Source organism: Frateuria edaphi, assembly GCF_021117405.1.
Taxonomy (GTDB): domain Bacteria; phylum Pseudomonadota; class Gammaproteobacteria; order Xanthomonadales; family Rhodanobacteraceae; genus Frateuria_A; species Frateuria_A edaphi.
In genome coordinates this window covers 638,549-658,990 of record NZ_CP088251.1, presented here as the reverse complement: position 1 = coordinate 658,990, position 20,442 = coordinate 638,549, and the positions used below count along the sequence as shown (strand labels likewise).

The window sequence follows — 20,442 nt, the reverse complement described above, 5'->3', positions numbered from 1 at the left end:
CCGTGCCGGTGGCCGTGGCGGAAGGTTCCCCCGCAACCTGCCCCATCCGGGCGCACACCCTGCGCCGCGTGCCCTGCGCCGCATGGCGACGCAAGGATTCTGCCCCCGGACGCCTCGCTCACGCTCCCTTCCCGCTTGCGGGGCAAACGGAGCGCAGCGTTCAGCCCGACGGCTGACCGATCACCCCAGGGCCTCCAGCGCCCTCGCGAGGCGCTTGGCCGACACCGGTTCGGCGGTCTTCAGTTCCTGCGCGAACAACGAGACGCGCCATTCCTCGATCAACCAGCGCAGTTCGTCGAGGTCTGCCGCGCCGCCGGCGTGGTGCCGGAGGTACTCGCGCCAGTACGGCAGCACCTGGAGCATGCGCTGCTGGTCCTTGGCCGGGTCCTGGCGCAGCCGTTCGGCGCGCAGGCGCATGGCCTTGAGGTAGCGCGGGTAGTGCGCCAGGCGCGCCTTCGGCAGTTCGCGGGCGAAGCCGGGCGCGAGCAGCGCGTCGAGCTGCTCGCGCAGGTCGTCATAGCTGGCGCGGGCGAAGCCGATCAGCGGAGGTTCCAGCCAGGGCTTGAGATCGGCCTGGGCCTCGATGGCCGGTTCGACCAGCTTCAATCGCTCGACGGCTGCGCCGAACAGCTCGCGTGCAAGGGCGGTGCGTAGTGCCTCGAAGTCGCCGGCCGTGCGCGCGTCCAAGGCGTGCGTCGCCAGCAGGTCGGCAAAGCCACCCTCGACCAGGTCCTCGCGTAGGGATTCCACGCTGCCAAGGGGCGCATATTTCAGCGACAGCGGATTGGGGATGGGCAGGCGCCGACGGGCCTGCTTCATGTCACTTGCCAGCGCGTTGCGCAGCAGCCGCTCGACACCTTTCAGATGCGCCGCGCGGGCTTCGTCGTGGCGCTCGAACACGCGCAGCGCCACCGCCTCGCCCAGGTCGACCAGTGCCGGGAAGGCGCTCAGGCCGCCCTCGGAGCGCACCTGCGCGGGAATCTCCTCGAAGTCCCAGCGGGTGACGTCCTCGCGCGTCAGCTCGACGTCGGTCTTGCGCGAGAAGGCTTCGCGGGCCTGGGTTTCCCATTGCGCGCGCAATGCGGCGAGGTCGCGGCCGGTGGCCAGCGTCCTGCCGCGCTCGTCGTGCAGGCGATAGCGCATCTTCAGGTGCGGCGGCAGTTCCACCGCCGCAAATTCGGAGGGCGGCGCGTCCACGCCCGTGGCGCGCTTGAGGAAAGCGGCGAGTGCCGGGACCAACGGCTGCTCGCGCGGCGCCTCGGCTTCCACGAAGGCGCGCGCGAAGTCCGGCGCGGGCACGAAGTTGCGCCGCAGGGCCTTGGGCAGACCGCGGATCAGTTCGGCCACCTTGTCGGCCAGCAGGCCCGGCACCAGCCATTCGCAGCGGGCGGCGGGCAGCGCGTTGAGCATCGCCAGGGGAAGCTGCAGGGTGACGCCGTCGGCCTCGTCGCCGGGAACGAAGCGGTATTCGAGCTTGTAGCGCTGTGGTGGAAGGTCGAGCGTGGCGGGAAACGCCTTCGGGTCGAGCCCGGCACCGCCGGCCATCACCTCGTCCAACGACCAGCGCAGCGCGGCCTGCTCGGCCGGACGCGCGCGGCTGTACCAGGCATCGAGGGCGCGCGTGCTGGCAACGTCCTCCGGCAACTTGTCGTCGAAGAACGCCGCCAGCTCGTCCTCGCCGCGCAGCAGGCCTTCGCGGCGCTGCTTGGCCTCGATCTCGTGCGCCTGGTCGAGCACGCGCTGGTTGGCTCGCACGAAATCCGCGCGCGCATCGAGGTCGCCGCGTGCCAGCGCTTCGCGCAAGAAGATCGCATGGGCGAGTGCCGGATCCTGCTTCTGGAAAGTGACCGGACGGCGTTCGACCAGGGTCAGCCCGAACAGGCTGACCTGCTCGTAGGCGACCACCGTGCCGCGCTTGCGCGACCAGTGCGCATCGCGGCAACTGCCCTTGACCAGGTGCGCGGCCTGTTGCTCGATCCAGGCCGGTTCCACGCGCGCGCAACTCATGCCCCAGACGCGACCGCCGACATCGAGGATCTGCGCGGCGAACAGCCAGGCGGGCGGCGTCTTCGCCAGCGCCGAGCCGGGGAAGACCTGGAACCGGCGCTCGCGGGTGGAGCGGTAGATGCCCTTCTCGTCCTTGTGGCCGACCTGGGTAGGAAGACCGGCGAGCAATGAGCGATGGATCGCTTCGTATTGTTCGGGGCGCGCCTCGACCTCGTTCCCCTCCGGAGAGAGGGCTGGGGTGAGGGGCTGGGGCTCGCCCGGAGCTTTCCTGGCGCGGCGCGACCCTTGCGCCTCGCTGCGCGAAGCGCGTGCTGGGGCACCTCGGACTTGAGCCGGGCTCTTTCGCGAGGGTGTCCCCTCACCCCAACCCTCTCCCCGGGGGGGAGAGGGAGCAGATTTTGCGCTGGCGTCCAGCGTCCACCCCAGCTCCGCCACCACCAGCAACAACTGCCGGTGCAGCTCGCGCCACTCGCGCATGCGCAGGAACGACAGGAAATGCCGCCCGCACCAGTCGCGCAGTTTCGATTGGGTCAGCTCCTCGTGCGCCTTCGTGTACTCGCGCCACAGGTTGAGCACGCCGACGAAATCGGATTTGGGATCGGCAAACGCCGCATGCGCCGCATCGGCCTGCTGCCGCGCATCGGCGGGCCGCTCGCGCGGGTCCTGGATGGACAGGAACGCCACCACCACCAGCAACTCGCGCAGGGCATGGCGTTCCTGCGCCTCGACCAGCATGCGCGCCAGCTGCACGTCGATCGGCAGTCGCGCCAGCTGGCGACCGATGGCGGTCAGGTGCCGGCGCTCGTCGATGGCGGAGATCTCCGCCAGGCGCCGGTAGCCGTCGGCCACCATCCGCGGATCGGGCGCTTCCAGGAAGGGAAAATCCTCCACCTCGCCGAGCTTCAGCGAGAGCATGCGCAGGATGACGTTGGCGAGCGACGAGCGCAGCAGTTCCGGGTCGGTGTAGCGCGGACGGGTCTCGAAATCCGACTCGCCGTACAGGCGATAGCAGATGCCCGGGCCGATGCGCCCGCAGCGGCCCTTGCGCTGGTCGGCCGCCGCCTGCGAGACCGGCTCGACGTGCAGCCGCTCCAGCTGGCTGCGCTGGCTATAGCGCATCACCCGCGCGCTGCCGGTGTCGACGACGTAGCGGATGCGCGGCACGGTCAACGAGGTTTCGGCCACGTTGGTCGCCAGCACGATGCGCCGCTTCGGTCCGGGCTTGAACACGCGATCCTGGTCGGCCGCCGACAGGCGCGCATACAGCGGCAGCACTTCGGTCTCGCGGTACTGGCGGCGCGACAGCAGCAGGTGCGCGTCGCGGATCTCGCGCTCCCCGGGGAGGAACACCAGTACGTCGCCGGGGCCGCTGCCGAGGCTGCGGTCGGCCATGATCTCGTCGAGCACCAGGCCGATGTGTTCGGCGCTGCCCTGCTGGACGCGGTCGGACGTGTCCCGCGGGTGAGGGCCGCGGTCGCGCACCGGGTGCGCTCCCAGAGCGTCGGCGGCGCGCCAGCGGACCTCGACCGGATAAGCGCGCCCCTCGACCGACACCACCGGCGCGTCGTTGAAATGCTGGGCGAAGCGTGCGGTGTCGATCGTCGCCGAGGTGACGATGATCTTCAGCTCCGGCCGCTTCTGGGCGAGGCGCTTGAGGTAGCCGAGCAGGAAGTCGATGTTGAGGCTGCGCTCGTGCGCCTCGTCGATGATCACCGTGTCGTAGGACGACAACCACGGATCGCCCTGCGTCTCGGCCAGCAGGATGCCGTCGGTCATGAACTTGACCAGCGTGCGCTCGGAGACCTGGTCGGTGAAGCGCACCTGGAAACCGACCTGTTCGCCCAGCGCCGTACCCAGTTCCTCCGCCACGCGGCGGGCGACCGAGCGCGCAGCCAGGCGGCGCGGCTGGGTGCAGCCGATCATGCCCGCCTCGCCGCGGCCGGCGGCCAGGCACAGCTTGGGCAGCTGGGTGGTCTTGCCCGAGCCGGTTTCGCCGGCGATCACCACGACCTGGTGCTTGCGGATCAGTTCGACGATCTCGTCGGCGCGCGTAGTGATCGGAAGCGATTCGTCCAGCCGGATCGCCGGCTTGGCCGCGGCGCGCGCCTGGCGCCGCGCCGCCGAGACGCCGATGTCGGCCGCCAGTGCGTCGAGCTTGCGGGCATCGGGCTGGCGCGAAAGCCCGCGCCACCGTCCCAGCAGCCGGCCAAAGTCGCGACTGGACACGCCCGAGAGCGCCTCGCGCAAGGCGCGCAGGCGGGCTTCGTCGGAGGATGCGGGCGGCGTGTCGTTCATGGGACCGCACATGATAGCCGCAGGCTATGGCCCTCATCGGAACGATTCATTTCACGGCGCGCTCGCCAGTCGGTACCGTGGATCCCGTACCCACTCACGAGGAGGGATTTCCATGACCAACATCGGCATCGCCCCGCAGGATCGCCAGACCATCGCCGAACAGCTTTCCAAGCTGCTGGCGGACACCTATTCGCTGTACCTGAAGACCCACAGTTTCCACTGGAATGTCACCGGCCCGCAGTTCAACAGCCTGCACGCCATGTTCGAGACCCAGTACAACGAGTTGTGGCTGGCCGCCGACGAGATCGCCGAGCGCATCCGCACGCTGGACGTATTCGCGCCGGGCTCCTACAGCCAGTTCGGCAAGCTCACCTCGATCAAGGAGGAATCGGGCGTACCGGAATGGAAGGAGATGGTCGGCCAGCTCGTCGAAGGCCACGAGATCGCCGCCCACACCGCCCGCGGCGCCATCAAGGTCGCGCAGGACGGCGGCGACGAAGGCACTGCCGACATGCTGACGGGGCGTTTGAAGGAACACGAAAAGACCGCGTGGATGCTGCGCTCGCTGTTGAAGTAAAAGGCGTCGGTTGCGGGCCTGGGCAGCTTCCTCAGGTGCCGCACCGATGGCGTGAGGCAGCCGCAGTCGGCACTGGTCCGGCGTGGGGGTTCCTGCCCGGACCGCCAGCAGGCACGAGCGGATGTCTCTCTTAGGAACCGCAACATCCGGATTTGCCCGAAGATGTGAGTCAGGCGAGGCACAAGGCGCCTGTGGAGGTCGATGCTTTCCCGAACGTCTGAGCCGACATGCCCGGATGCAGCGTGGTGGCGGTCGTAGTCTCAACCCGATGGCGCCATAGTCCCGCCGCCTGAAAACTCTTGCCTTCGCCGACGAAAGCTCCGGAAGTCAGGCACCCGCCACGGTCACGCGGACGATTTCCGACAATGCGAGATTGCATGCCTGGATCCCGCGGTATCGCGTGACCACGCCTTTGCGCCAGAGCACCATCGTGGGACTTTCGACTACCTGCAGCGCATTGGCCAATCGACGGTAAGGCACGGAGACGATCGTGCTGCCGCCAAACAGCGTTTCTTCGGCCACTTCCAGGCCATCAATGACCAGGCGCAAGTCGATCCAAGTGGCGAACAGTTCCGAGGATTGCTCCAGATACTTCAAGAAGGTCATGCATACCTGACACCGGGTGGACAGGAAAATCAGCGCGAGGGGGCGTCCGTCCCGGCTGGCTTCGCCCAGGAGCGCGGTTCCTTCCTTTCCCGCGTCCGCCACCGGTGTGCCGGTGAAGCCCTGCAAGGCAAGCCCGCGCGAAAGCACGTAGAAACCCACGGCCACGGCAGCAGCGAACGCGCAGAACAGGGCAACCGGCAACTGCCAGCGCATCGACAAGCCACCAAGCACGAGTTCCGCCACGAGGACGAGCAGGAACACGACTTCGGCCCGCAAATCCGCGCTCAGCGAGGCGGAGCCGAAACAGGGGCACCCGACCTTGCCACGGCCAAAGACGCGGAAGAGCCATGCACAAATCGCCAGGACTCCGCAGACGGCAACCATGAACCCGGTACTGCGTGGCCCAACGGCCAGCACCGCCACCAACAAGGCAGTTTCGGCTCCGATGATCGCGAAGAACAGCACGGCCGCACGCACGCGGGGGAAACGGTTGCGCAACCATTGCTCGACCGGACGCCTGTCCCTGGCTTTGAGCAGGATCGAGAGCAACAGGACGCTGGCGAGGAGCACCGTGCCCGCACAACGAAACAAGTCGATCATGGGAGCGTACGCATGGAATGGAAGTCAGTTGGGGGCTGACAGACTCACCAGCCGAAGTATTTGAGGACGACACCGATCACGATCAACGCGATGCCCAGGCAAGTGAACGCCGAGCGCAGCTTCGTCTTGGCAAGCTTCATACAGTCCTCCGGGAAACAAGAAGCCTGGACCCCATGCGGGGTCCAGGCTGCTATGAATGCGCTCAGTTCATGGCCTCGCCGAGCTCGTAGCCGAAGTCGTAACAGGCGCCCGCTTCCACCATGGCACCACCCACGAGGAGCCACAGCCCGTCGGAAGCCGCGGTGAGGATGGCGCCACCAACGCACTCGAGACCGGCGGAGATAAGGCCGCCATTGACGTTCTTCACCTGATCGAAGGTCAACTTCTGCATGATCGTTTCCTTTCTGTTGAGTTGATTGACAGATCCGTTACTGCACTTTCGATCGCTTCCCTTCCCCTCACTCATCGGCCCGTCCTGGGCCGACTCTCGCCTGGCCATGTGCTGCCAAGCTGATTTCGCGATCCGCGCTCGAGACGCTTTCCTGCCTGTGGGCGATGATCACCCTGGTGACATCCAGGCCCCTGACGGCCTGCGTGATGAGCCGCTCCCTTTCCACATCCAGGTGGCTGGTCGCCTCGTCCAGCAGCAACAGCTTCGGCTCGCGATACAGGGCGCGAGCGAGGATCACCCGTTGTTTCTGGCCGCCGGAAAGACTCGAACCCATGTCGCCCACAAGCGTCTGGTAGCCCATCGGCATGCGCGCGATCTCCTCATGGATCGCCGCCATGCGAGCCGCTGCCTCGATCCGCTCGTCCGACTGGCGGGCCTGGAAGAACGAAATGTTGTCCGCCAGCGAACCGGCAAATAGCTGGTCCTCCTGCATGACGGCGCCGACCATGCTGCGGAATCGCTTCACGCCGATCTTGGGCAGCGGCACGCCGCCGAAGAAGACCTCACCCTCGGTGGGTTCCAGCAATCCCAGGACGATCTTGACGAGGGTCGTCTTGCCGCAGCCGGAAGGTCCGGTGATTGCAACGCATTCGCCGGACTCGATCCGCAGGTTGCAGTCCTTCAACACCCAGGGCTCACCGTCCGCATAGCGAAAGCTCACGTGGCGCAACTCGATGCTCGAGTCCTGGAGGGAGCCGGTCCAAGTGGAAGTGTCTTCGGGCTCCGGCTCGGTCAAGGCCACGTCGGCGAGGCGCTCGGCATGCAGCCCGAGCATCTGGAAGTCGACCCACTTGTCGATCAGCCCGCCAGCCCGGCTGGTGAACTGATCGGCAAAGCTGACGAAGGCGATCATCATGCCGGCCGAAAGGTTGCCATCGAGGGCCTGCAGTGCGGCGATCCAGACCAGGGCTACCCGCCCCAAGCCGAAAATCATCTGATTGCTGGCGCTGAACGCGATCGTCAGCCTCTGCACGCCGACATCTCGGTTGGTGGTCTCGACTGTGGCATTGGCGTAGCGCGCGGAGCGCTCATCCTGCTGGTTGGCCAGCTTGACCGGCAGCACGCCGCGGATGGATTCCAGCAACTCGCTCTGCTGGCGGGCGGCGTAAACGATCTGGTCTTCGGTTGCCCGCCGGAGAGGCCGAAAGAAGATCCAGCGCAGCAGGCCATAGAGGACGAACACGCCCGCCACCCACAGGGTAAGCGGCACACTGTAGAAGCCCATCACCACCAACGTCGTGATGGCCATGACTCCATCGAGCAGGGAGCCGATGAACTGCGTCGTGAGCGTCTTCTGGATGGTCTGCGCCGACCCCAACCTCGACACTACGTCGCCCACATGGCGCTTCTGGAACCAGTCCAGCGGCAGTTTCAGGAGTTGCCGCACCAGATTGGTCTGCCATTGCACGCTGACCGTGGCGCCCAACCAGGTCAGGGTCCATGAACGCGCTGCGGTGAAGGCGGCCTGGAAGACAGTGACGCCGAGGAAGCCGATCCCCAACAAGGTCAGCAGGTCGCGATCGGCCGAGACCAGGACCTGATCGATGACCCATTGCATGAAGAACGGGCTGACCAGCGTGAATAGCTCCAGCACCACGGCCAACGCGAGGACGTGCAGCAGGGCCGATACGATCCCATGGAACTTGCCCGTAAGCGCCCGCAGGGTGACGTGTCGGCGCGCGGCGATCGGCTTGAAATCGGCGCCTGGGGAAAGCTCCAGCGCGACACCGGTGAAGTGGCGCGACGCCTCTTCGAAGCTCAACGACCGCGCGCCACGGGCCGGATCGTGGATGACCACCCGCCTGGCCGTGACGTCTTTCAACACGACGAAGTGATTGAGATCCCAGTGCAGCACGCTAGGCCGCTTGAGCTGTCCCAGCTCCTCCAGATCGAGCTTCAACGGCCGCGTGGAGAATCCCAGCTGGCCCGCGATGCCCATGATCTGCAACAGGCTCGTTCCCTTCAGGGAGGTCGAGAAGCGGCGGCGCAGGCCCGCCAGGTCGACGTCGTGCCCGTGATAAGCCGCGACCATCGCGAGGCAGGCCAGGCCGCATTCGGCCGCCTCGGTCTGCAGCATCAGCGGTAGCGCGCGACGCCAGCCGAATTGCAGCTGCAGAGGCTGGCCTGGCGTGCTTGCCGGACGCTCGTCCGGCTGCGTTCCGTCAGCCATGTGCCGCGTCCCCGGACAGGCGGTGTCCGATGCCGTAAAGCGGCTCGAATACCCATTCGATCAACCGGCGGCGTTCCATCAGGATGTCCGCCTCCAGCGCCATGCCGGACTTCAGTGACTCCGCCTTGCCGTAAGCGGGCACCGTCTGCCGATCCAGGTCGACCTGCACGCGATAGAGCGGTTCGCGTGCCTGCTGGCCGACCAGCGCGCCGACGTCCGCCGGCGACAGCGCGCTGCGCGAAATATCCGCGACGCGGCCATACTGCTGGCCGAATTTCTGGTAGGGGAAGGCCTGGTAACGCAGTACCACACGACTGCCCGGCTCGATGAAACCGATCGCGCGACTGGGCACAAGCAACTGCGCCTGCAGACGCGAGCCGCCTGGGAGGATCGACAGCAATGGCTGTGCCGCGCTGACCATCTGGCCGGGCTTGAAGAGCACCGCCGAAACCACGCCGTCGCGGGGGGCACGCAGCACCAGGGCGCGCTGGACCTCGTTCTGGGCGATCGACTGGTTGATCGATGCCAGCTGGCGCTCGGTCTCGTTGTGGCGCGTGGCAGTATCCAGCGGGAGCTGCTCCAGCTGCTGCCGTACCGCCTGCAGTTGCTGGCGGACATCCAGTTGCTGGCGAACCAGGGCCCTGTACTGCGTCTTGGCCTCGATCACCGAGGCCTCCTGCTGCTGGATCTGCAGCGCGGATACGTAGCCCTTGCCACCGAGCGGGCGGATACGATCCAGCAGTTGTTCGGCGCTGGCCGCCTGTTGTCGCTGCAGGCCGATCTGACCGCTGACCTGGTCCAGCTGCGCTTGCAGCAACCGCGCCTTGTCGCGCATGGCATCTGCCTGCTGGGCAGCGAGTTTTTCCTGCGTCCGGAGGTCCGCTTGCAGCCCCGCGCGTTGCTGGTCGAGCTGGTGGCCGACCAGCGCGTGCGTGTCGCCCAGCATACTGTTGTCCTGGGCACTGGCCAGCTCGAGCAGTACATCACCCGCCTTGACGCTCTGGCCTTCCTGGACCACGACGCGGCTGATCGTCCCTGCCCCCGGCGCGACCACGTTGAGGAGGCCGGAGCTGGGGACGAGCTGGCCGACGACACTCTCGCGTCGCGTGTAGTAGCCGAAGGTGAGAAACAGGACAATGGCGGCGCCCAGCGCGAGCGCAAGTACAGCCACGAGCCAGCGCGACACTGGCGCCGCCACGGCGATCCCGCCCAGCCAGCTGCCCTGCCGCGCTTCCAGCACTTCCCGCCGAAAGAGTGATTCCCCTGACACGTCCCTGCCCTTTACGATCCTCCCCCGAGGACCGTTCCCTTCTTCCAGATTTCCTCAGGGTGAGGACAAAAGTCAACAGGGTGAGGATATGAGCGCGACGCTGGAACTCCTGACGAGATACAAGCAGGCCCTGGCCATGCACGCGGACAGCGCAGCCGCGCAGGCACTGGGCGTGAAGAACCAGACCGTCAGCAATTGGCGCACCCGAGGAAGCCAGGCCGAACCTTGGCTGATCGAGAAGATGTGCGCGGTACTGGGCGAGGCCACGGCGCCGTGGTTGTTGCGCGTGCAGTTCGAGCAGGCATCGGACGCGTCCAACAAGCAGGTCTGGCGGCGGGTAGCGCAGCACTTCGGCTTCAAGCTGGCGGGCATCGCGACCATCGCTGGTCTACCGGGCCTGCGTTCCGCACTTGTCGGCTCCGCGGACATGATCAGCGGCGAAGCCGCCGGCCAGGCCTTGCTGGCGATTCTCGGCGATTGGCTCTTGTTCTGACGGCGTGGCATGACACCGCTGGCGCGCAGGCGAACCCTTGGCCGTCCGATCGGCTGACCTCGCGCTGACCACCCCCCAGGGCCTTTATTGAGCCATCTCGCGCGGATCGTTAAGCTCCGCGGGCTAACTTGGCCTCAAATGGAGGCGTCCGACGGGGAACGTTTTTGAGCGCCACAGCACCCACCCACGACAGCCGGTACCCGCTGCTTGCGGCCGTCCTGCTCGCGCTGATCGTGGCCGCGCTCAATATCGCCCTGTGGTGGTGGAGCAACCGCCCGCACGGCCCGGAGGACTTCCACGGGCCGATCAGCGGCTATTCGGTGTCGGTGTTCCAGCGCTACCAGAACCCGCTCAAGCAGGATTTTCCCTCCGACGAGGAGATCGACGCGGACCTGAAGCTGCTGCGCCGCTATACCCCGCGCATCCGCACCTATTCGACGCTGGAAAACCCGCAGGTCTACCGCCTGGCCGAGAAGGAAGGCCTCAAGGTGATGGCTGGCGCGAACATCGACACGCGCCTGATCAACAACGAGAAGGAACTGGAGACGGTGATCGCGCTCGCGCGTCGCTATCCCGAGACCATCCACCGCGTGATCATCGGCAACGAAGTGCTCTTCCGCGGCGACCTGACCGTCGAGCAGATGGAGGACTACCTCGATCGCGCCCGCGCGGCGATCCGCCAGCCGGTGTCGATCGCCGAGCCGGACTACATCTGGCTGAAGTATCCGGAACTGGGCGACCACGTGGACTTCGTCACCATCCACCTGTTCCCGTTCTGGAACGGCATCGCGCGCAAGGACGCGGTGGATGCGGCGCTCGGCGCCTACGACAACATCGTCCAGCACTACCCGGACAAGCCGGTGGTGGTGGGCGAGATCGGCTGGCCGTCCAACGGCGACCGCCACGAGTACGCCGATCCCTCGATCTCCAACGAGGCGATCTTCATCCGCGACTGGCTCAATGCGGCCAAGACACGGAACATCGATTACTACCTGCTCGAGGCCTTCGACCAGCCGTGGAAGGAGAACCTGGGCGAGGGCCGCACCGGCGCCTACTGGGGCACCTTCAACGCCGACCGCCAACTGAAGTTCCCGTTCACCGGTCCGGTCACCGAGGACACCGCCTGGCCGTGGAAGGCGCTGGCGGCCAGCCTGCTCGCACTGCTCCCGATGATCTGGTTCGCGCGCAAGTTCGCGCGCTTCAGACTGATGGGCCGGCTGTTCTTCTGCCTGCTGATCCAGCTCGCCTGCGGCCTGATCGTCTGGTCGGCCACCCTGCCCTTCAATTTCTACCTGAGCTGGATCGACTGGACCATGCTGGTCCTGTTGTTCCCGGCGCAGGTGGCGATCCTTGCGATCCTGCTGATCAACGGTTTCGAGTTCACCGAGGTGCTATGGCGCCGGGGCTGGCAGCGCCACGCGGCCATGCTCAAGCCCGACCGGCCGGACAAGCAGCCGTTCGTGTCGATCCACCTGGCCTGCTACAACGAGCCGCCGGAAATGGTGATCGCCACGCTCGACTCGCTGGCGGTGCTGGATTACGACAACTTCGAAGTCCTGGTGATCGACAACAACACCAAGAACCCGGACGTGTGGAAGCCGGTGCAGGCCTATTGCGAGCAGCTGGGCAAGCGCTTCCGCTTCTTCCACCTTGAGCCGTGGCCGGGCTTCAAGGCCGGCGCGCTCAACTTCGGTCTGAAGGAGACCGACCCGCGCGCCGAGGTGGTGGCGGTGATCGACGCCGACTACGTGGTGCGCGAGGACTGGCTGTCCACCCTGACCGGCTACTTCCACGACCCGAAGGTGGCCGTGGTGCAGTGCCCGCAGGCGCACCGCGACTTCGAGCACAACCGTTTCCGCCGCATGACCGCGTGGGAGTTCGACGGCTTCTTCCGCATCGGCATGCACCATCGCAACGAGCGCAACGCGATCATCCAGCACGGCACCATGACCATGGTCCGCCGCAGCGCGCTGGAAGGCACCGGCGGCTGGTCGGAGTGGACGATCTGCGAGGACGCCGAGCTCGGTTTGCGCCTGATGCATGCCGGCTACGAGCTGGTCTACGTCGACGAGCTGATGGGCAAGGGCCTCACCCCCGCCGACTTCAAGGCCTACAAGAGCCAGCGCTACCGCTGGGCGTTCGGCGCCATGCAGATCCTGAAGGGGCGCTGGGAATGGATGACGCAACGGGGGCCGCTGTCGCTGGGCCAGCGTTTCCATTTCCTCACTGGCTGGTTCAGCTGGTTCGCCGACGCGCTGCACCTGATCTTTACGTTGATGGCGCTGTTCTGGACCGCCGGCATGGTCGCCTACCCGCAGTACTTCAGCCTGCCGATGCAGCTGTTCCTGATCCCGGTGATCGGGTTCTTCTTCGCCAAGGCCATCTTCGGCATCGTGCTCTACCGCGCGCGCGTGCCCTGCGGCTGGTACGACACGCTGATGGCCTCGGTAGCCAGCATGGGCCTCTCGCACGCGATCGCGCGCGGCATCCTGCATGGCCTGACCCGCGAGAAGACCGCGTTCGTGGTGACGGCCAAGAGCCGGCGCCTGGGCGAGTCGGGCTTTGCCGCCTTCGCGCCGGTGCGCGAAGAACTGCTGATGGCCTGCGCGCTGGTGCTGTGCATCGTCGGCATGGGCTTGTCCTTCGGCACGCGGTACATCGAAGGCACGTTGTGGATGTTCATCCTGGCGGCGCAGTCGATCCCGTACTTCTCGGCCGTGGTCGGCGCCTGGATCGCGCACAAGGCTGGCGACAAGGTCGGTTGAGCCCCGAGGAACGTTTATGCGACGGCAACATCGCCGTCGCTAAGCTGGAGCGCCCCGCAGGCCTCCGCACAGGGACGTCCCCCACCACATGCGCCGCCTCCGACGCCTGATCGCCTTGCTCCTGCTGCTGCCGCTGGCGGCGCACGCAGGCGTGCGCTTGACCATCAAGGGCATCGACGATCCGCTGAAGTCCGCGGTGCAGGGTAGCCTGACGCTGTCGCAGTACGCGAAGCGGCCGGTCAGCGACGCGCAGATCCGCCGCCTGTACGACGACGCGCCCGACGAGGCGCGCGAAGCCCTGGAACCCTACGGCTACTACGAGGCCAGCGTGCAGGGCGCGCTGACCCGCACCGGCGCGGATGACTGGCAGGTCACGCTGACGGTGAAGCCGGGCGAGCCGGTGCGCATCACCGAGGTGCACGTGAAGCTGGACGAGGCGGCGCAGACGATCCCTGCGGTCCGGGGTGCCGTACGCGCGGTGGAACGCCTCAAGGGCAAGGTGCTCGACCACGGCGCCTACGGGAAGGCGCGCGACGACGTCGGCGGCGCGCTGACCGCCAATGGCTTCCTCGGCGCGAAGCTGGTCACGCACACCGTGCGGGTGACGCGCGCCGACCACAGCGCCGTGGTCGACCTGGCGTGGCAGGCCGGTCCGCGCTACCGCTTCGGCGCAGTGCAGTTCACGGGTTCGCAGTTCGATCCGGGCTTCCTCGAACGCTACGTGCCGTTCAAGCAGGGCGACTACCTCGACCAGACAGATCTGCTGCGCCTGCAACAGGCGCTCAACGGCGCCGACTACTTCTCGGTGGTGAACGTGCGGCCGGACGTGGACGACACCGGCCGCACCGTCGACGTGCAGGTCGAGCTGCAACCGGCCAAGCGCAGCGTGTACACCGGCGGCCCGTTCTTCGGCACCGACACCGGTGTCGGCGTGCGCCTGGGGCTGGAGCGGCGCTGGGTCAACAGCCGCGGGCACAAGTGGAAGAACGAGCTGGTGTTGGCGCAGCGGCTGAAGACGCTGTCCTCGCTGTACATGATCCCGCTGCCGGGCGGCGAGCAGCGCAGCCTCAACTTCGGCGTCAACTTCCGCGACGCCGACACGGTCACCTCGCAATCGCGCACGCTCGAACTGGTCGGCAACCACACCGACCTGTGGCGCGGCTGGACGCGCACCGTCGGCGCGCACGCGCTGATCGGCACCTTCACCGTCGGCAAGCGCGGCAACGAGCCGGACAACACGCCGGGCATCGAACGCGGCCAGAGCAAGCTGGTGTTCGCCGAGGCGTCGCTGTCGAAGAAGCACGGCGACAACCCCACGTTCGTGCGGCACGGCTGGTCGCTCAGCGTGTACGCACGCAGCACCGCCGGTTCGCTGCTCTCGGACACGCGCTTCAGCCAGCTGGCCGCCGATGCGAAGTGGATCGATGCATTTACCAAGCGCGACCGGCTTATCCTGCGCGCCAGCGCCGGCTTCACCTCCACCGGCGATTTCTCCGCCCTGCCGCCGCAGCTGCGCTTCTTCGCCGGCGGCGACCGCTCGGTGCGCGGTTACGGCTACCAGGCGATCGGCCCGCGCAACAGCTTCGACCGCGTGATCGGCGGCCGCAACCTGCTGGTGGCGAGCACCGAGGTCGAGCACTACTTCACGCGCAACTGGGGCATGGCGGCCTTCGTCGACGCCGGCAACGCGTTCAACGGCACCGATTACCGCCCGCGCCTGGGTGCGGGCCTGGGCGTGCGCTGGCTGTCGCCGGTGGGGATGATCCGCGTCGACGTGGGTACGCCGATCCGCGACGACCATGCACACGGCATCCAGTTGCACGTGGTGATAGGACCGGACCTGTGATGCGCACCGGCCTCCTCCACGCAATGCACGCCATCGGTCCTTCCCCCGCGCGGGGGGGGCGGTGCCCGGGGGTCGGCGAGGGAAACCCCGCGCCCAAGGCCCGAGTGCCGGACCTTCTGCTCCGTAGCGCCGTGGTACGCGGCTGTGGCAACAGCGGGCGGCGCGCATGAAGTGGCTCAAGCGCATCGGCATCGCCGTGCTGGTCCTGCTCCTGCTGCTGGCGCTGGGCCTGTGGTGGCTGCTGGGCACCGGCGCGGGCCTGCGCTTTGCGCTCGCCCGCGCCAGCGGGTTCACCGATGGCGCACTCAGCGTGCAGCAATCGAGCGGCAGCCTTGCCGGCCCGCTGCAGCTCAAGGGCCTGCGCTATGCCGACGGCAAGGGCCTGGACATACGCGTGGCCAGCGCCAGGCTGGACGCGCGCCTCTGGCCGCTGCTCGGCAAGCAACTGCACCTCGATATGCTCGACGTGCAGGGCGTCGATGTCGCGTTGCCGCCTCCCGCACCGAACGAACAAAGCCGCGGCCCGCTCTCGCTCAACCCGCCGCTGGCGATCCAGGTCGACCAGGCGCACGTGGCGGACGTCGCCATCCACCAGGGCAAGCAGCCGCTGTTCACCGCCGACACGCTGGATCTCGCCGGACAGTGGAACGCGCAGGGCGTCGTCATCCGCACGCTGCGCCTGCGTTCGCCCCAGGGCCGCGCGGACGTAAATGGCACGCTGGCCATCGGCGGCACCTGGCAGGGCACCGGCCAGGCGAGCTTCGCCTGGACGCTGGGCGACACCACCTACGCGGGCCAATTGCAGGCGCACAGCGACGGTGCCCGCGCGAGGCTCGCCCTCGCGCTCAGCCAGCCGATGGCGGCGCATGTGCAGGTCCAGCTCGAACAAGGCGGCGCCTGGCCCTGGACAGCCGCGCTGAAGGCGCCGCGCTTCAACCCCGCATCGCTACTCGGCCAAGGCACGCTGCAAAGCCTCGCGCTCGACTTGACCGGCAAGGGCGACCGCCTTGGCGGCACGCTCACCGGCACCGTCGACCTCAACCAGTGGCGCCTGCAACTGGCCCCACTGAAGGCGCAGCTGAGCGACGACCGCAGCCGCCTCGCGCTGGAGACGCTCACCCTCACCTCGCCGCAGATCAAGGGCAGGCTGCAGGCGCACGGGCAGATCCAGCTCGACGCCACACCGCCCGGCGGCACGCTGCAACTGTCATGGCAGGACCTGGAGCTGCCCGCCGAGCTGGCTGGCCAGCCGCTGGCCAGTCATGGGCAGCTGGACGTGCGTGGCAGCACGGCGCAGTTCCACGCGCAGGGCGACATCGCGATCGGCCCGCCCGGCAAGCTCGCGCAGTTGGTGGTGAACGTCGACGGCACGCCGCAACAGCTGGCCCTGCACATGCTGGATGTCCGCCAGCCGCAGGGGCACCTGCACGCGCAAGGCACGCTCACGCTGCAACCGGTGTTCGGTTGGGAGTTGGCGGCCGACGCGGAGGACTTCGACCCGGGCCAACTTTTCGCCGGCTGGAACGGCGCGCTGGACGCGCAACTGACGACCCGCGGCACCCTGCCCTCGGGCCACCCCGATGCGACGCTGGATCTCGCCCGCCTCGACGGTCGACTGCGCGGCCGCGCCGTGCGAGGCCAGGGCAAGTTGCACCTCTCGCCCAATGAAGTGGTGGATGGCACGCTGTCGCTTGCCTCCGGCCGCAGCACGCTGTCAGTCGAAGGCAAGCCCGGCGCACGCAACGATGTGCAGGTGCAGGCGACCATCGCGACGCTGGCCGACTGGCTGCCCGACGCCGGCGGTCGGCTCGACGCGCATGTGCACGTTACCGGCCTGGAGCCCGCGCTGGGGATAGACGCCGAAGTGCACGGCAGCACGATCGCCTACGGCACCCAGCGCGTCGGTCGCCTCGATGTGCAGGCGCACGTGCCGGACATCAGCCGCCCGGGCGGCCATGTCGACCTCGACGCGCGCGACGCCTGGCTCGGCGGCCTCGCCTTCGACACGCTGGCGCTGCACGCCGATGGCACCGAGGCAGCCAACACGCTCACGCTCGACGCGAATGGCCGTCAGCTCTCCGCTCAACTCGCCCTGCATGGCAGCCTGGACCGGCATCACTGGAAGGGCACTCTGGACAGGCTGGACCTGGAGCCCCAGGGCTTGCCGCGCTGGCGGCTGCAGGACCCGGCCACGCTGGACTACGAGGACGGTGCGCTGGCGCTGTCCCAGCTGTGCCTCACCGCCGGCGATCCGCTGCTGTGCGTCCAGGGCAGGCAGGACAAGGCTGGCAACCTGGCAGCCAGCTATCGCCTGCGGGCGCTGCCGCTGGCGTTGCTGCTCAACGCCGCCGGCTACGCGGACCTGCCCATGCGCGCCGACGGCGAACTGCATGGCGAAGGCACGCTCAAGCGCAGCGCCGCCGGCGCGCTCAGCGGCCAGGCCACGCTCGCCTCCGACCAGGGATCGGTCACCTACGTCCAGCAGGCGCAACGCCCGCTGCTGGCATGGCGCGGGCTTACCGTCGACGCCAGGCTCGCTCCCGGCCACCAGCAGCTGGAAGCCCACGCCGCGCTCAATGCCGATGGACGGCTGGACGGCCGCGTGACCATCGATGGCGATGCGCAGGCGCTTGGCGGCGAGCTCACCGTGAACCTCGACAGCCTCGCCCCGCTGGAACTGCTCACCAGCGAGCTGGCCAACGTGCAGGGCCGCCTCGACGGTCGCTTCGGTTTCGCCGGTACGCTGGCGCAACCGGCGGTGACCGGCCAGGCCACCGTGGACGGATTCGCCGCCGAGGTGCCCGCGCTGGGCCTCAAACTCGCCGACGGCACCGTGGTGCTGCGCGCCCCCGACGCGCAGCACGTGGAACTGGACGGCCACGTGCGCTCGGGCAAGGGCACGCTGGTGATCGGCGGCAGCTACGGACTTACCACCCAGACGCCCAGCGCGATCACGCTCACCGGCCAGAACGTGACCGTGGCCGACATCCCCGCGGCCCAAGTAGTGCTCACGCCCGACCTGCGCGTGCAGCGCGATGTCCAAGGCGTGCACGTCACCGGCGACGTCGCGCTGGACAGTGCCGACGTTAACCTCGACCGCCTGCCCGGTGGCGGCGCCACCAAGGCATCGTCCGACGTGGTCGTGGTCGACGAGCGCGAGCAGGAAGCCGCCGCCGCGCAGCTGCCGATCTACGCACGCGTGAAGGTCGATCTCGGCCGCCGCGCGCACCTGACTGGCAAGGGCCTGGACGGCAAGCTTGCCGGCACGCTCACGGTGATCGAGGAACCCGGCCGCGCCACCCGCGGCCAGGGCCAGATCGCGGTGAGCGGCACCTACCAGGCCTACGGCCAGGACCTGCACATCGAGGCGGGCAAGCTGCTGTTCGCCGGCACGCCGATCGACAACCCCGGCCTGGACCTGCGCGCGGTGCGCAGCCTGAACCCCAACGCCACCATCGACGAGGGCCAGGAGGTCGGACTGCTGATCACCGGCACGGCGCAGCGTCCGGTCCTCACCGTGTTTTCCAATCCGCCGATGGAGCAGTCCGACGCGCTCTCCTACCTGATCACCGGCAAGCCGCTGTCGCAGGTCAGCGGCGGCGAGGGCGACATGGTCGGCGCCGCGGCGCAGGCACTCGGCTCGGCCGCCGGCGACCTGCTGGCCAAGAGCATCGGCAGCCGGCTGGGCATCGACGAGATCGGCGTGTCCAGCAATGAGGCGCTCGGCGGCGAGTCGGCCTTCACGGTGGGCAAGTACCTCTCGCCGCGGTTGTACCTGAGCTATGGCGTAGGGCTGTTCGAGCCGGGCCAGGTGATCACGCTGCGCTACCGGCTCAGCCAGCGCTGGAACCTCGAAGTGCAGAACGCCACCGAATTCAGCCGTGCGAGCCTCAATTACCGGCTGGAGCGCTGAGCGTTCCCGGAAGCGCCGCTGCTCGTTCGCGCAATTCCCGGGCAATCCTGTGGCCCGCCTTCATGTCGTTTGGCGCGCGGGCACTCCGTAGCGGTCGATGCCGCCCGTCTTCCTCGCCGGTGGCGCGGCGTCACGCGGTCATGGTTGCTGCCCGCTGTGCCCGGCGCCCTGCCCGCCAACCACGCAGCCACCCGCCTGGTCGCGCCTGTAGTTCTTTCCCGGGCAACGCAAATTTTCAGGCACCCGCCGAGCGCCGAGCAGCGAAACCCCGGAGCCCGCGGCACGCCTGGTTCTGGCATCGCTGATGCAGTCCCTTGGCTGCCTGACACCGGCGCGCTGGTGTTCGAGCCGGTCATCACGCGCGGGAGCTGGTCAGCGATCCCGCCAGGCCGGACAGCACGGCGATCAGGGCGCAGGCAACAGCCACCACGATCCACCACGGGAGCCGACCGATGAGAGACAGACAGCAAAACGAGCGCGACCAGCAACCTTCGAAACAGGCCCATGGCAGCGGCAGGGGCGACATGACCGTCCGCGAGGCCGGCCAGAAGGGCGGCCACAAGGGCGGGCAGCGCGAACGCGAGCTGGTCGAAAAGGGCCGCGAGGCCGAGGACCGCGACGGCCGCCGCCACTGATCGGCCTGCATGGCGACCACCACCGCACTTCCTTCGCATCGAAGCCAGGAGACGGGCATGAAGCACCAGAACGACGACAGGGGCGGCATGACCGTCCGCGAAGCCGGCCAGAAGGGCGGCGAGATCCGCAAGGCACAGCTCGGTCCCGAAGGCTATTCGGCGATCGGCAGGAAAGGCGGCGAAGCACGCCGGGAGGCACTGGGATCCGAGGGTTACTCGGCACTCGGTACGAAGGGCGGCCACCGCGTCCGCGACCTGATCAACAAGGGCAAGCAGAGCGAGGGCAACTGACACCAGGCAGGCGCTCCACCCACGCGCGCAAGGCTGGCAGTTCTTTCCACCGGCAGGCGCAAATTACACGCCCCGCCATCCGCCTCCCGGCCCGCAACCGGCGCGGCTTGGCTTCTTGCGCAGTGGCATACGGGTTGCAACGCATGCCCAGCCCCTGGCGGGCGCTCCCATCAACCCGGAGACAGACCATGGCAAACAACGAACGCAACAACCACACCCCATCCAGTCCCAGAGGCAGCGGCGACATGACCGTGCGTGAAGCCGGCCAGAGGGGCGGCGAGATCCGCAAGGGACAGCTCGGTCCCGGGGGCTATTCGGACCTCGGCCACCAGGGCGTGGAGGCCTTGCGCGAGCAGCGTGGCCCGAACGCGATGAGCGAAATCGGCCGTGAAGGCGGCGAAACCCGCAAGGAACAGCTCGGTCCGGAAGGCTATTCCGAACTGGGCGCCAAGGGCGGGCAGCGCGTGCGCGACCTGATCAACAAGGGCAAGGAATCCGAGAACGGCGAGTAATCGCGGAGGTT

The 20,442-nt window shown here is 67.9% G+C and carries 13 protein-coding genes; 8 read left to right on the top strand and 5 right to left on the bottom strand.

Annotated elements, in window-relative coordinates; all coding sequences use genetic code 11:
- Nucleotides 1–180: 180 nt before the first annotated feature.
- Nucleotides 181–4,302, bottom strand: a complete 4,122-nt coding sequence (hrpA, locus tag LQ772_RS02905; protein ID WP_231323840.1) for an ATP-dependent RNA helicase HrpA — start codon at nt 4,300–4,302, stop codon at nt 181–183.
- Nucleotides 4,303–4,414: 112 nt separating this feature from the next.
- On the opposite strand from hrpA, the gene LQ772_RS02900 reads away from it, so the two are divergent.
- A complete protein-coding gene (locus tag LQ772_RS02900; protein ID WP_231323838.1) occupies nt 4,415–4,879 on the top strand; it encodes a Dps family protein in 465 nt (154 codons plus the stop codon).
- Nucleotides 4,880–5,206: 327 nt separating this feature from the next.
- Here the strand turns inward: LQ772_RS02900 and LQ772_RS02895 are convergent, their stop codons facing one another.
- The 4 genes from LQ772_RS02895 to LQ772_RS02880 all read right to left on the bottom strand — a co-directional run bounded on the left by LQ772_RS02895 (nt 5,207) and on the right by LQ772_RS02880 (nt 9,976).
- Nucleotides 5,207–6,085: a hypothetical protein gene (locus LQ772_RS02895; protein ID WP_231323837.1), complete on the bottom strand. Its 879-nt coding sequence runs from the start codon at nt 6,083–6,085 to the stop codon at nt 5,207–5,209.
- A gap of 202 nt (nt 6,086–6,287) precedes the next feature.
- The gene (locus LQ772_RS02890; protein WP_231323835.1) at nt 6,288–6,476 is read right to left on the bottom strand and encodes a class IIb bacteriocin, lactobin A/cerein 7B family; all 189 of its coding nucleotides are present in this window, start codon (nt 6,474–6,476) and stop codon (nt 6,288–6,290) included.
- Between the two features lie 67 nt (nt 6,477–6,543).
- Nucleotides 6,544–8,706 (bottom strand): peptidase domain-containing ABC transporter, encoded by a 2,163-nt coding sequence (locus LQ772_RS02885; RefSeq protein ID WP_231323833.1) that lies wholly within the window; start codon nt 8,704–8,706, stop codon nt 6,544–6,546.
- Nucleotides 8,699–9,976, bottom strand: a complete 1,278-nt coding sequence (locus LQ772_RS02880; RefSeq protein WP_231323831.1) for an HlyD family secretion protein — start codon at nt 9,974–9,976, stop codon at nt 8,699–8,701. Before LQ772_RS02880 ends, LQ772_RS02885 begins: the two co-directional genes overlap by 8 nt.
- A gap of 88 nt (nt 9,977–10,064) precedes the next feature.
- Between LQ772_RS02880 and LQ772_RS02875 the strand changes: the two genes are divergently transcribed.
- The 7 genes from LQ772_RS02875 (at nt 10,065) to LQ772_RS02845 (ending at nt 20,431) form a co-directional block, all read left to right on the top strand.
- A complete protein-coding gene (locus LQ772_RS02875) occupies nt 10,065–10,469 on the top strand; it encodes a helix-turn-helix domain-containing protein (RefSeq protein ID WP_231323829.1) in 405 nt (134 codons plus the stop codon).
- A 164-nt stretch (nt 10,470–10,633) separates the two neighbouring features.
- Nucleotides 10,634–13,234 carry a glycosyltransferase family 2 protein gene (locus LQ772_RS02870; protein WP_231323827.1) on the top strand — a complete coding sequence of 867 codons (2,601 nt, stop codon included), beginning with the start codon at nt 10,634–10,636 and terminating at the stop codon, nt 13,232–13,234.
- A gap of 88 nt (nt 13,235–13,322) precedes the next feature.
- Nucleotides 13,323–15,080: an autotransporter assembly complex protein TamA gene (locus LQ772_RS02865; RefSeq protein WP_231323825.1), complete on the top strand. Its 1,758-nt coding sequence runs from the start codon at nt 13,323–13,325 to the stop codon at nt 15,078–15,080.
- Nucleotides 15,081–15,246: 166 nt separating this feature from the next.
- Nucleotides 15,247–18,993, top strand: a complete 3,747-nt coding sequence (locus LQ772_RS02860; protein WP_231323823.1) for a translocation/assembly module TamB domain-containing protein — start codon at nt 15,247–15,249, stop codon at nt 18,991–18,993.
- 452 nt (nt 18,994–19,445) lie between these two features.
- Nucleotides 19,446–19,628, top strand: a complete 183-nt coding sequence (locus LQ772_RS02855) for a hypothetical protein (protein WP_231323821.1) — start codon at nt 19,446–19,448, stop codon at nt 19,626–19,628.
- Between the two features lie 57 nt (nt 19,629–19,685).
- The gene (locus LQ772_RS02850) at nt 19,686–19,919 is read left to right on the top strand and encodes a KGG domain-containing protein (RefSeq protein WP_231323819.1); all 234 of its coding nucleotides are present in this window, start codon (nt 19,686–19,688) and stop codon (nt 19,917–19,919) included.
- Between the two features lie 188 nt (nt 19,920–20,107).
- Nucleotides 20,108–20,431, top strand: a complete 324-nt coding sequence (locus LQ772_RS02845; protein ID WP_231323817.1) for a hypothetical protein — start codon at nt 20,108–20,110, stop codon at nt 20,429–20,431.
- Nucleotides 20,432–20,442: the final 11 nt, after the last annotated feature.